Source organism: Shewanella avicenniae (assembly GCF_017354945.1).
In the GTDB taxonomy this organism is placed as follows: domain Bacteria; phylum Pseudomonadota; class Gammaproteobacteria; order Enterobacterales; family Shewanellaceae; genus Shewanella; species Shewanella avicenniae.
On sequence record NZ_CP071503.1, the window covers coordinates 126,508 to 140,031 of the forward strand.

A 13,524-nucleotide genomic window follows, 5' to 3' on the forward strand; every position below is an offset into this window, starting at 1 on the left:
TAATATTGTCGTTTAGATAATTTTTAAAGTTGAGGATATAGTCATGGAACAGCTTGGTAACGCGTGGGTACAGGTTGCGCTGGACATAACTTCCGGTATTTCTGATCAGGACAGGTTTGACCGACTACTTTCTACTATCCGCCATACTCTGAAATGTGATGCTTCAGCCTTGTTACTATTCCGCAATCAGCAGTTTGTACCTTTGGCGATTAATGGACTAAGTGAGGATGTACTTGGGCGCAGGTTTGATATTGAGAAGCATCCCCGCCTTGAGGCCATAGCTAGGGCTGGAGATATTGTGCGTTTTCCCCCCGATAGTGATCTGCCCGATCCCTATGACGGCTTGATACCCAATCATGAGGAGGAGCTCAAGGTTCACTCCTGTATCGGTCTGCCGCTAATGCTGGACGATCGTTTAATTGGTGCTGTTACCATCGACGCTTTTGATCCGGCTCAATTTGATTATTTTAACAATGATGATCTTCGGATTGTGAGTGCCTTGGCTGCCAGCAGCCTGAATACGGCCTTATTGATGGAGCAATTGGAACGGACTGCTGGGGTTGGAGCTGCATCCCCAAAGCGGTCAAGAAAACTAAATTACCCTGAAGAGATTATTGGCCAGTCTTCACCAATGCTGGAGCTTAAATCTCAAATTGATGCAGTGGCAGATACTGATCTCTCGGTACTGATCATGGGGGAAACGGGCGTAGGTAAGGAACTGGTAGCAAATGCGCTTCATAGCCAATCCCGTCGCTCGGACAATGCCTTGGTATACCTGAACTGCGCGGCGCTCCCGGAATCTGTGGCCGAAAGTGAGTTGTTTGGGCATGTAAAGGGGGCTTTTACTGGAGCCATTAGTAACCGTAAGGGTAAATTTGAACTGGCAGATAATGGCACCCTTTTTCTGGACGAAGTTGGTGAACTATCTCTTTCACTGCAGGCCAAACTACTCCGCGCTCTTCAGTATGGTGATATACAGCGAGTCGGCGATGACCGGAATATCAAGGTAAATGTCCGAATTATTGCTGCCACTAACCGGGTAATGCATGAAGAGGTGAAGCAAGGTAATTTCAGAGCAGATCTGTACCATCGACTGGGTGTCTTTCCTGTTTTTGTGCCTCCCTTGCGAGAACGTGATAAAGACGTTGTATTGCTTGCTGGCTTCTTCGCGGAGCGATGCGCACATAAGTTAGGTGTCGCCAATATCAGCCTAGATGCGGCAACCCTGACCGTTATTCAGAATTACAGCTGGCCCGGTAATGTCCGTGAACTGGAACATGCGATAAACAGAGCGTCAGTGATTGCAAAGTCTAATACCCAATCTGAGCAGATAATTCTGCTTCCGCACCATTTTAACTTTTCTATTGAGATGACAAACCAGCACGTTATTGACTCCCTGCCAGTTGACGGTGGGTGGGTAACTAATACAACTGAGTATCTGCACCTAGGATTAAAAGAGGCCATTGATCTATTTCAGACACAGCTTGTGCAGAGTGCTTATCTGGAGAATGATAAGAAGCTAAGTGCTACTGCAGAGCAGTTGAAAGTCAATCCGGGTAATTTGCACCGGTTAATGAAACGTCTCAACTTAAAATAACGATTTTGTAACCATTTGACACTAATGGAATTGGTCTACAATTTCGTATCATTCAAGTTCCTCGTGACGTAATTGGAATTTTCCACAGCTAAGTTTAATACATTCAACCAGTGTTCTTTCTGCTCTCCTTGATCTAGCTGGCTGTTGGCCCTTAGACGACTCGCTAGTTCTTGGAACGTCGGAATATCAAAGGACGATGCTCATGGACAGAGTATTTGGAACGAAAACCTTCGTAATGGAAATCTATTGGCAGCACCAAGCCTATGCTATCTACCAACGCCGTTATAGCGATGGCATTTATGTCCCTAACTCCATTTGGTAAGGCCTGAGATTTCTCAAATATTCATGCAATCAAGAGATGTCTTAATAACATGCAGATTTTGTTGTGCTACAAAAATGCCGCAACGCATCATTACTTCAGTAAATCCCACTGTCACCTGATGAGAAGCCGTGGCAAGCCTGTTCGACTCGAATACAAAAAGACGCCCAACTAATTTAGTTAAGCGTCTTGTTATGTTTGAGCTGCTTTATAATGTTAAAAAGGGACTGCTCATGCTCCCTTTAGCTAAATGGTTTATACGCCGCCAGAACCAAAAGCTTCCGCGAAAATTTGCGTTTCTGGTACACCGTGGGCTTTTAACTCTGAAAGATAATGACGCATAAACGCAGCAGGGCCGCACAGGTAATACTCTGCATCATGTGGTGCTTCAGGTAGGACATCGGTTAACGCAAATGGTGCGGGGCGGGCATGTTGATCCTGTGCGTCAGTTTGATCATAGAAGTAATGTACTTTTGCCCCGTTTTCGGCCAATGAATCGCTGACGTCTCTAAACGCATGTACATGACGGTTACGCGCTGAATGTACGAAATGGATATCACGCTTACCTTGTTGTGCCAACGTACGACTAATAGCAATCATTGGTGTAATACCGACACCTCCGCTGAGCAATACTACTGGACGTTCGGAAGATTGTTGTAGGACGAATTCGCCTGCTGGCGCAGATAACTCAACAATCTGCCCCACATCATATTGGCTGTGCAGCAGATTGGAAACTTTGCCTTCGGGTGAGGTTTCTCCGGCACCTTGGCGTTTAACTGAAATACGCAGTGCACTACCACCGGCAATGTCTGACAAGCTGTATTGGCGAGGTTGGAAAATCCCTAACTCTTCAACATATACTCGGACGCTAATATACTGGCCGGGTTGATAGTTCGGCAGACGGCCTCCATCAATAGGTTGCAGATAGAAAGATGTTATTTCTTCACTTTCAGGCTGTTTGCGCACGATACGGAAGGGTTTCCAGCCACTCCAACCTCCAGTGTTATCAACACTTTGCTGATAAAGCGTATTTTCCAACCCAATAAACAATTGTGCTAATTCGCCATAGGCTGCCGCCCAAGCATCAATCAATTCGGCGGAGGCCGCGTCGCCGAGGACTTCTTGAATACTGGTCAATAAATGTTTGCCAACAATCGCATAGTGCTCGGCGCGAATACCTAAGCTCACATGTTTATGGGCAATACGTTCGACCACAGGGAGTAATACTGAGGGATCATCGATATGTTGAGCGTAGGCAAGTACGGCACCTGCCAGTGCTTGTTGTTGACGACCGGCGCCCTGATGCCCCTGATTGAAGATGTGTTTTAGTTCGGGATTATGGCTTAGCATCCGCTGATAGAAATGGCTAGTTAAGGCGACACCGCTGCTTTGTAATACTGGTATAGTCGCGCGAACCAAAGCTTTTTGCTGTTCATTCATAAACTTCAACTCCTGAAAATGAAAATGCAATCACCGAGATGTGATGCCAAAGCAGTGACGTCATTACGGGTTAATTCATACTGAGGCGTTCACTGTTCTGCTTGGTCTATATCAAACGACGTGCCAAGTGTTAATTAGTTGAAATATATAGAAATGAATATTTTTATATGGTGAATTTCACCCTATAATTATGGGTATAATTTACCATTAGGGTAAAATGAACCATGTTATTCCCATTAGATTTTCGTGACTTAAAGCTCGAGTTGTCACCGCCGGTTCGTTTACAGCGTTTCGTTGATCAGGTTCAACAGTTGTTAGACTGTAACGCAGTCGGACTGCTACAACTTGATGGCGACATTCTGAAACCTGTGGCTCTCGCAGGTTTAGTGACTACAACCAGTGGACGCCGTTTTGCAGTGGCTCATCATCCACGGTTGTCGGCTATTTTATCGCAACGCAAACTAGTACATTTTGCTCCCGACAGTGCTCTACCAGATCCCTATGATGGATTGTTAGCTACACAGCAAGGAGTGCCGCTGCCGGTACATGACTGTATGGGCATTAGTTTATGGCCCGATGGTAAATGTTGGGGGGTGTTAACGCTTGACTCCCTGTATAAAGGCCATTTTAGCGCCGAGCAGATAGCGTTCATACCGCAACTTGCGGTGTATTGTGAAACCATCCTAAGAGTTAATCGACTTGAAAGTGAAATGCGGGCATTACGACAGTTTGATGAGCAACTGAAACAGGACAATGGTAGCATTTCCGCTAGTCAAGAGCTGATTGGGCAGCATCCACAGGTACAAAACTTATTGAAAGAGCTAGATGTTGTGGCGACTTCAGATCTACCTGTATTACTCCAAGGGGAAACGGGCGTTGGTAAAGAGCTATTTGCCTGGCGCTTACATCAGCGTTCCCAGCGTAAAGTTGCTCCAATGATCCACGTCAATTGTGCTGCTCTGCCGGAAACATTGGTTGAAAGTGAGTTGTTCGGCCATGTCAAAGGTGCATTTTCTGGGGCCGCATCAGAACGTGCTGGTCGCGTGGAATCTGCCGATGGTGGCACGTTGTTTCTTGATGAAATAGGTGAGCTGCCGTTGACCGTTCAAGCCAAGCTATTGAGAACACTACAAAACGGTGAAATCCAGCGCTTAGGCGCAGATAAACCAATAAAAGTAGATGTGCGTATTGTTGCCGCCACGAACCGGGACTTGGCAGAGATGGTCAAACGAGGAGATTTTCGCGCCGATTTATACCATCGCCTTTCCGTGTATCCGGTGGTCATACCGCCACTAAGAGAACGCGGTGATGATATCCTGTTGTTAGCAGGTTATTTTGTGGAATTGAATCGTAGTCGCTTCAGTTTTCGCAGTTTACGTTTGGCACCTGCGACGGAGCAGTTGTTGCAGCGCTATCCATGGCCAGGGAATGTACGTGAGCTAGAACATGTTATCAGCCGAGCAGCTTTGCGCACAGTAAGTCAAGGTGCCAATAAGACCGAAATTGTCACCATAGAACCGCGTCATTTGGATCAAGAATTGCTTACGTATCCTCGTGATTTTAGTCAAGCTCTCGATAGCACGTCGCTTGAACCGTCAGTGCTCTCAGGACGTTCATTAAAGGACAGTATCGAAGATTTCCAACGTCAGCTTATCCAACAGACTTTGGCAACAACGCAAGATAATTGGGCGGAAGCTGCCCGTTTATTAAAGCTTGATCCTAGCAATTTACATAAACTCGCGAGGCGGCTTGGGCTGAAATGACATTTTTAAACATAATCAGTGTTAAAAAGCTGCAGAGGCATGAAGAAAATCTAGCTTATTCCCCATCCCTAAATATCAGGATGGGGAATATCATGCCGTTAGTTAGTAACCGCGCTGGGTAACCGGATCCCAATGCTTATTGATTTCTTCCTCAATGAACGCCTTTTTCTCACGGACTAATTCTGCTTCATCTATCCCCACGGCTTGTTGGGCTTTGGCTTTGCTACTGATGTCGGGATAATAGACATGCTCGACTTTGAGTTGCCTCAATATTTTTGATAAAGAGCTACGTGCGCTCTTTGCCTGTTCGATAGCTTTATTGAGCAACTGTTTACCTTCCTCTGGGTTATGAGCGTAAATTCCGTGTGATGACATGGCAAAATCCCAGCGCCATTGGCTGTGACGAATGTCCATTATGGCGTCATTCATCTGTTCCCAAGTCGCGCCGGCGCCCCATGCGGCTTTGGCCTCATAGTGCGCCTTAACCAGTAGTTCTTCTACGTCTTTTGCCTTAGCATTTATCTCGTGTTTCAAGTCCGTTAGGCGTTGCGCCATTTTTTCTTGGCTGCTATGGCAGCCTTTGCAACTGCTCTTAAAGTAGGGCAGAGCTTTATCAACTTTATGGTTAGTAAACACTTTACCATTTTCATCGATTGCTTCAGGCATGTGACAGGTGACGCAGGTTACACCAAGTTCCGCATGTTTACTGCGATTCCAGTGTTCATACTCTGGGTGACGAGCTTTAAGCATTGGCGTTTTTGAAATCGGATGGATCCACTCATAGAATCGACGAGTGTCGTAATATTTTTCTATGTCATCAGCGGTATTACCAAAGATCCAAGGGATGTTAACAACATTGCTCTTTTCTGGGCGAAAATAATAAGTAACGTGGCATTGCCCGCAGACTTGAGCACCTTGAACCGTGGCACTTTGCTGTTCAAAGGGTTGATGGATTTTGGCCATTGCGTCACGGGCGTGAGGTCGTGGCAACGTTAGCTTTTCTGAGCCAGATTCATGACAGTCACTGCAATACACCACATTTTTTATTTCAGTGCCTAAATCGGTAAAGTTTTTCGCTGCATAACCTTCAAAGCCAAGTTCGCCTATCAGGCGTGGTGCATCCGGAGTTTTACATGTCCAGCAACTCGCAGATAGCCCTTTCTCTACCGCCTTTGGCGCAACGCCGGTGCGGAGCGTATGACTCACATCGGCTACAGCAAACTGATGGCCACGAGGTGTGTGGTATTCCTTTGCGTACGAAGACCCTGCCCAAAGAATGACATTTCGCGGGTTGTTTGCTAGTACATCTTCTCGCTCTGATTGCTCCTGCGTCGCTTCCCACGTTTTGTACTGCTTTGGGTAGGATTTAGCTATATCAGTTGTTCCATCGGTTGCAACAGCATTGCCGGAGGCACCAAGCAAAATGAATAACCACAGTTTTAGGTTCAGAGGCGACATTATTTTCATAGATGGTCTCACGTTCAATTTATCCAAAGTGTTTTGCATCATCCTGGACGTCCATCAACTCTTGGACGCGTTAAAATCATGGTGTAGTGGTACACAAAAATGGCAAATGAACCAAACCAGAACACTGCTGCAAACCATAGCCAAAGGTGGGTTTGGTTGGGAAAGTAAATCGGCATGATGGCTCTAAAAAATGCAGCCAACGGCAGACAGATAAATGCGATCCGCATGTTGGGTCCTTGGTAGATATTCCGCCCAGTGTGGCCGAGTGAAACTCGCGAAATCATTGATAGGCAAAGCATTGCCATGCCGCCAATTGCGAATAAGTGTAGCAGACAGCGATAAGCAAATTCATCGTTAAAATACCAGCTCATCATCAGTAAGCTTATTGGCAACGTAAAATAAGCAATGTGTAAGGACCAAAGCAGTGGTTCCCTGAATGATTTTAGCGGCATCCAGCGAGAAGCTCTGATCAGGTGGAGTACACCCGCAATGAATAGCAGCGCTTGGATAAATGCACTTGGTAATAGCTCGAATAATGCTTGTAAAACCAGCGTGAGCATGATCAGTAATAACGGATATTCTACCCAAGGTAATGCGGGTTGCTTGATTGCATTCAATCTCATTGCAGTAAAGAAGCCAATCACTCGACCGCCAACAATCGTGATCAGTAACGCAAGCCACCAAAGCATCGACTGCCAAATTTGGTGTGCCAGAATAAAATCACGGACATACAATGAATAGTAACTGAGAATATTGATACATAACGCGGCAATAATCATCAGTGGAAATCCAATATTGCGCCACTGTTTTACCTTATAAATATTCCACCATAAGGTGGAGCCAACTATCCCTAAAAACAGTATGTCGAATACGGCGGGCAGAATAATGGGGAGCGGGGTAGGGATGAGCAAGCTCAAGCGTGCCAACGCCCAACAAGAAAATGTTAGCGCTAAAGGCCAATTTTTAAGAGATGGCTGATTTGTCCAGTTTTGTACTGCTGTCAGCAAAAATCCTGACACAATTGCCATGGCAAATCCGAATAGTAATTCGTGAGGGTGCCACCACAACGGAAGGATTGGCGACCAGAATGTATCTTCAAATAGGGAGTATGCTGGTAAGAGCCAAGTTATCACCCACAAAGGAATGTAGAGAGCAGCAATAATCGCCCCACCAAGAAAAAAGGGGCGAAAACCTAAGCGCCAAATGGCCGGTGTTTTAGCAACTTTGCGTGGATCATCAATATTCAACATGTTCAGTTACTGCCAAAACGAAAGGTGTATATATTATGCATCTTATTGTTTTGGCATCACCATACCAAATCTAGGTTCCAATTTTGGTATCAACATCTCACTTTGATATGACCATTGAGATTTGGGATATTTCTATCGATCCGGTGAATACTCCAGATGACCTTTGGCTCTCAGGGAATAACTTGTACTACTCAAAATACTCTCGTCAATTAATTATGTTTGTGTTTAGCCAAGGAAAATGTTCGCGAAATATCATTAGCTCGCTTTGGATAATTTCTTTTTCAACTTTGATTTCAAGTTGTCCGAGTTCATAAACGTAGCTGTTGGAGTGCCATGTGCGGACGTAGTCGAAAAGTGTATCCATACAAACTGGTGCTTCCTGCGGAATAGTTAACGCTAATGTCTTCATAACGTTTTCTCCGTCACGGAAATATCACAAATTTTTAAGGTTTTGTATTGTAAATGTAAAGATTGTGTGTTTTTGATACAAGATTTTTTGGCTTTAATAAGTAAATTTATCTCTTTGTGGGTACAGCGTAAGGACTACAAAGTGGTGCGTTTTAAACAGCATAATTTCAAGAGCTACAAGTCGCCACTTGATATGAGACGGCGGTTACTCATTCTGACCAAGTTGTACTAATGCTACAAAGTGACCAAATGTAGGGTGTGGAAATGCAGAGTGCCCGTTTAACGGGGTTTCATCGCTGTACAGAAGTTAGTGGCCTTGAACAGTTTTGGGTACATCCGTTGCCCTTAGATTGTCTGCATTGACATTCACGACAGGGAGCGTCAGTAATAGGCTAAAATGCCAAATCGGATAATCAACAATGTGGTCGATATTTAAAAGCTTTTTCTTTCTTGGCTGGATTAGCTTTGGTGGACCGGCAGCTCATATTGGCTACTTCAGACAGTATTTTGTGGAAAAACACAAATGGTTGGAAGATAGTGAGTATGCTCAAATCGTTGCGCTCAGTCAGTTCTTACCGGGACCAGGCTCTAGTCAGGTCGGCTTTGCACTTGGCTATAAAAAAGGTGGTTTATCCGGAGCAATCGCTGCATTTTTAGGTTTTACCTTACCGTCCGTCACTATCATGTTGCTATTGGCAATGCTCAGTCGTCATTTTCTTGATACAGAAGTATATGAGAGTGTCGTTCATAGCCTCAAATTGTTAGCGGTTGTAGTAGTTGCTGATGCCGTTTGGGGGATGTATAGCAATTTCTGCAAAAGCCGACTTACTGTTGGCATTTGCATTGTTACTGCTAGCTTCCTGCTACTTGTACCGCAAATCAGCACTCAAATGATATTGCTGATGATTGCTGGATTGATTGGCAGTCGCTATCTGGTTGCTTCTGCTACTGCGGTAAGTGGATCATTTAAACCGTCAGTAATGCCACTGCTTCTATTTTTGCTCCTGCTTTTTTGCTTGCCGCTAACAACGCGATTTCACTCGCTTTTAGCGATATTTAGCAACTTCTTTTGGGCTGGTAGCCTCGTTTTTGGCGGTGGTCATGTCGTTCTTCCACTTCTCCAGGGATTGGTTGGTGAGCAGGTTTCTCAGGATGCCTTTATGACGGGCTATGCCGCAGCACAAGTTGTACCAGGGCCGATGTTCGCAATGGCAACTTATATCGGTTATGTGATGTCTTCAGGCTCTATTATCGGAGCTCTGGTAGCAACTATTGGTATATTTATGCCGGGATTTCTGCTGCTGTTAGGCGTGTTGAGGAATTGGCAACTACTTGCAAGTAAACCAAGAATCGCGGGAGCAATTAAAGGGGTAAACGCCGCTGTAGTTGGACTTTTGCTTGCTGCACTATATCAACCAGTTTTTAGCAGTGCCGTTGGCACATTGACCGATGTTGCGTTGATCCTTGCTGGATTTTACATATACAAGAAGTTCAACTTATCACTACTTTGGACAATACTGTTTTTTGTTATGGCAGGTTCTCTGGTTTCATGAACTAGCGGAACAAATTTTAGCAATGCTGCCAAATGAGAACTCTGACAGTGATAGTTCGAGTGATTATTCGATCACAACCAAACATACGACATTATCAAATTAGTCCATTTCTCAATTGACTTGTTCGGAGCCCTATAATAGATTAGCATTCGCTAAGGGGAGTAACTTCATTGTCGGTAGATCGTCATCACGATGCTTAAAGCATCCGATCGCCGAGCAACCTTTTTAGATGGTTGTAAGTGAGACCTTGCCGGAAGGCGAGGTCTATTGCTGCTCAAAATCAATGGCTGACACTTTCTGTGTTGGCCATTTTGTTTTTTAGGAGTAGCTATTTTATGACAACAGTCGGAACACCGATGCTATGGGGAGCCTTTGCTCTCATAGTTATCACAATGCTTGCTATTGATTTGATGATTCAAGGCCGCCGAGGCGAGTATGGCATGTCCGTCAAGCAGGCAGCGGTCTGGTCTGTTATTTGGGTATCAATAACATTTACGTTCAACGCAGGTCTCTGGTGGTATTTAAATAGTACAGCTGGTCATGAAGTCGCAGCGGAGCAGTCAGTCGCATTTTTAACTGGCTATCTCATTGAAAAAGCGTTGGCCGTAGATAACTTATTTGTCTGGCTGATGTTATTTAACTATTTTGCGGTTCCTCCATCCTTACAGCGCCGAGTGTTAGTTTATGGTGTCCTAGGCGCTATTGTACTGAGAACATTGATGATTTTCGGTGGCAGCTGGTTAATCTCCCAATTTGACTGGCTGTTGTATGTATTCGGTGCTTTTTTGATTTTTACTGGCGCCAAAATGTTTTTTGGTGGCGAAGAACAGGAAAATACCGCTGATAATCCTCTAATCAAATGGCTACAACGGCACCTTCGAGTTACTAACACGCTAGAAAATGAGCATTTTTTAGTGAAACGTAATGGACTTTGGTATGTCACACCGCTGTTTTTGACATTAGTAATGGTTGAGTTGAGTGATGTCATTTTTGCTCTTGATAGCATTCCAGCGATTTTTGCTGTTACCACAGACCCATTCATTGTTTTGACTTCCAACTTGTTTGCGATTCTAGGTTTGAGAGCAATGTATTTCTTGTTAGTTGGTATGGCAGAAAAGTTCTCATTGCTTAAATATGGACTAGCCGTAATTTTGGTTTTCATCGGGCTAAAGATGACGATGGTTGATTTCATCCATATACCAGTCGCGGTTTCGCTTGGCGTGGTTGCAATGATTCTTATAGTGACCTTGGTTGCAAGTATTTTTATTAGACAGAAAGCTAATTAGTTACTGTTGCAACATGTAATGTTCTGATTCTTATTAAAATAGCAGTCTGAAAAGACTGCTATCCAGCTAACCACATCTTAGTAATTACCAATAGAGTAAGGAATAGACCCCAACTGGTAGAATCGGAACAATATTTACTATGAAAAATGCGATAGGCAGGATTTTTAGGTATTGGTTTGCTTGTTTACCGAACAAAGCCATTATATTTAAACCAACAACGATAAAAGCACTAACACTGGCGATATTGATCAGCAAAGAGAGCGTCAACATCTGTTGTATTAGCGTTAGTTCGTCATAAATTCCGGCGTTAGCAACATCAATAAGCGCTGCTTCCCTATTCGCTACAGTTTTGGCAATCCATGCTTGAGTGATAACCTCAGCGGCTTGAGCACTAAACCCCAAATCCTTTAAGAGCAAATGTGGATAATGGGTAACATAACTCCAATCGATATTTGATTTATATACAGAACCCTTGAGTACTTCGAAAAACATAATAGTAATTGTTTTATTAGCAGTAAGTTTGCAGCCCCCCACCAAATATTGAGAAAGGTAATCGGATAATTTTTTGGGTGTTTTGCTTTGTTGAATGCAGCCAACAGCGAAATTGACTGAACTGCCTGATTTTTCTCTCTTAAACGGAACGTTAATAATGATAATAGCTAAGGGCATAACTAGGCTTGCAAGCAGGAGTTGATATACAGGGATTCCCAATGCAGACATCGAAACACAGCTAATCCCACCCGCTGAACTAAGGCCAATCAGCAAAATCATGTACCGATCACGTTGTGTTAGTTTGAGTTTTTCCGCTTTTAAAAAAAGCAATAAGTTTGAGCAGCCGAGAAAGAAGCTTAATCCGAAGACTTTTTGACATAAACTCAGTTTTGACGTTTTGACAGAGTAATTAAGCCTTTGATTGATAAAATAATGACTAACGCCTAAAAGCAAACAGATTAGTAGTGCGCCCGGAGCAATTTCGCTGAGAAACTGTTGTGTGATTTGAAAGTTAATCGGGAAATTTACAGAAAACTGATTTTTAAGGAAAAAAACTGTAACAATGGCTGATACGGTCAAGACCTGCATTAGGGGAATGTAAGGCTTTAGGTGATGTCGATAAAACACTGCATTTCACCTTCTATCGGTTAAGACTCTTAACGTATAGTAGCCGATTCAGCTACCCTAGTAGGCGATACTGAGCACAGAACTTAGACATGATTGCTGTTGTCGTATGAACTGATCTGATCCAGTAATAGTGGACACTTTGCTAAGCACTATTTTTTAATTCAAAGTTTTCTGGGCTCAAATAACCAAGAGCACTATGCCGTCTGGTCCGATTGTAATCAACCTCAATGTACTCAAATACAGCTTGTCTCATTTGATCTCGTGTCATGAGAGGCTCATCTTGCAGCGCTTCAACCTTTAATGTGTGGAAGAAGCTTTCCACGCAGGCATTATCCCAACAATTTCCTTTACGGCTCATGCTTTGTACTAACTGATGTTTCTGAAGCAAAGCACGGTAATCATTTGCGCAGTATTGGCTGCCTCGGTCGCTATGGACAATCACGCCGGTAGGAAAGCTTCGGCGGAATAAAGCCATCCTCAATGCATCACAAACAAGCTCCGATGTCATTCTGCTTGCCATCGACCAACCCACCACTGTGCGAGAGTAAAGGTCAATGATTACAGCCAGATATAGCCATCCTTCGTTGGTGTACAGATACGTGATGTCGCCAGCCCACTTCAGGTTCGGCGCATTTGCAGTAAAGTTCTGCTCTAGCAAATTAGGTGCGACTGGATGCTTGTGGTTGCTGTCGGTCGTTACCTTAAATTTCTTCGCTGCCTTTGGCACTAAACACTGCCGTGACATGCTGTCCATAATGGTTTTGATATCCGCCTTACAGTCATTATCCGCTAAATCTTGCTGAATACGCCGTGCGCCATTGCGCTTCTTGGAATCGTCAAAAGACGCTTTAATCAGCACATCACGGGCCGCACGCTTAATCGCTCTTGGGCTCAGCGTCATGCCGTTCTGCCGCCAGGTGTAATACCCACTACGCGATACCTTGAGTACCTCCACCATTCGCTTGAGAGAAAAACGGTGCTGATGCTCGAGGATGAACTCAAATCTGGCTACTTTTGGTTCTTCGCGAAGTAGGTGGCCGCCTTTTTTAGGATGGCCAAATCTTCCGCTTGTTCAGCAAGTTGGCGTTTAAGCCTTGCGACCTCAGCAGCAAGTTCTGCTTCCCTAGACGTAGTATTGGATTTCTTCTCAGTACTGGAACGCCAATTGTAGAGTTGGGATTCGTAAAGATTAAGCTCACGCGCTGCGGCGGCTACACCAATCTTTTGAGCGAGCTTAAGAGCTTCGGCTTTAAATTCTTGCGTATGGATCTTGCGGGGTTTCTTTGTTGACATACTTCACCTCAATAAGCGATTTTACTCAC

9 protein-coding genes are annotated in these 13,524 nt (G+C 44.3%); 4 read left to right on the top strand and 5 right to left on the bottom strand.

The window, feature by feature from the left end; all coding sequences use genetic code 11:
- Positions 1-43: 43 nt before the first annotated feature.
- A complete protein-coding gene (gene norR, locus JYB87_RS00575) occupies positions 44-1,597 on the top strand; it encodes a nitric oxide reductase transcriptional regulator NorR (RefSeq protein WP_037444839.1) in 1,554 nt (517 codons plus the stop codon).
- Between the two features lie 574 nt (positions 1,598-2,171).
- On the opposite strand, the gene hmpA is transcribed toward norR (JYB87_RS00575), so the two are convergent.
- Positions 2,172-3,356: an NO-inducible flavohemoprotein gene (hmpA, locus tag JYB87_RS00580; RefSeq protein ID WP_207354993.1), complete on the bottom strand. Its 1,185-nt coding sequence runs from the start codon at positions 3,354-3,356 to the stop codon at positions 2,172-2,174.
- A 224-nt stretch (positions 3,357-3,580) separates the two neighbouring features.
- On the opposite strand from hmpA, the gene norR (JYB87_RS00585) reads away from it, so the two are divergent.
- Complete coding sequence (norR, locus tag JYB87_RS00585; RefSeq protein ID WP_207354994.1) at positions 3,581-5,119, top strand: nitric oxide reductase transcriptional regulator NorR; 1,539 nt, start codon at positions 3,581-3,583, stop codon at positions 5,117-5,119.
- A 102-nt stretch (positions 5,120-5,221) separates the two neighbouring features.
- On the opposite strand, the gene JYB87_RS00590 is transcribed toward norR (JYB87_RS00585), so the two are convergent.
- Both JYB87_RS00590 and JYB87_RS00595 read right to left on the bottom strand, forming a co-directional pair.
- On the bottom strand, positions 5,222-6,577 hold the full coding sequence (locus JYB87_RS00590) for an ammonia-forming cytochrome c nitrite reductase subunit c552 (RefSeq protein WP_407695823.1): 1,356 nt from the start codon (positions 6,575-6,577) through the stop codon (positions 5,222-5,224).
- Between the two features lie 47 nt (positions 6,578-6,624).
- Positions 6,625-7,836 carry an NnrS family protein gene (locus JYB87_RS00595; RefSeq protein WP_207354996.1) on the bottom strand — a complete coding sequence of 404 codons (1,212 nt, stop codon included), beginning with the start codon at positions 7,834-7,836 and terminating at the stop codon, positions 6,625-6,627.
- Between the two features lie 827 nt (positions 7,837-8,663).
- Here JYB87_RS00595 and chrA point away from each other — a divergent pair.
- Both chrA and JYB87_RS00605 read left to right on the top strand, forming a co-directional pair.
- The gene (gene chrA, locus JYB87_RS00600) at positions 8,664-9,797 is read left to right on the top strand and encodes a chromate efflux transporter (RefSeq protein ID WP_207354997.1); all 1,134 of its coding nucleotides are present in this window, start codon (positions 8,664-8,666) and stop codon (positions 9,795-9,797) included.
- A gap of 335 nt (positions 9,798-10,132) precedes the next feature.
- Positions 10,133-11,083: a TerC family protein gene (locus JYB87_RS00605; protein WP_207354998.1), complete on the top strand. Its 951-nt coding sequence runs from the start codon at positions 10,133-10,135 to the stop codon at positions 11,081-11,083.
- An 84-nt stretch (positions 11,084-11,167) separates the two neighbouring features.
- Here JYB87_RS00605 and JYB87_RS00610 read toward each other — a convergent pair whose 3' ends face one another.
- Both JYB87_RS00610 and JYB87_RS00615 read right to left on the bottom strand, forming a co-directional pair.
- The gene (locus JYB87_RS00610) at positions 11,168-12,202 is read right to left on the bottom strand and encodes a hypothetical protein (RefSeq protein ID WP_207354999.1); all 1,035 of its coding nucleotides are present in this window, start codon (positions 12,200-12,202) and stop codon (positions 11,168-11,170) included.
- A gap of 142 nt (positions 12,203-12,344) precedes the next feature.
- Positions 12,345-13,495 (bottom strand): IS3 family transposase gene (locus JYB87_RS00615; protein WP_207355000.1). Its coding sequence is split into 2 segments (ribosomal slippage): positions 12,345-13,252 and positions 13,252-13,495, totalling 1,152 coding nucleotides; the frame shifts between segments, so codons are not numbered across the junction.
- Positions 13,496-13,524: the final 29 nt, after the last annotated feature.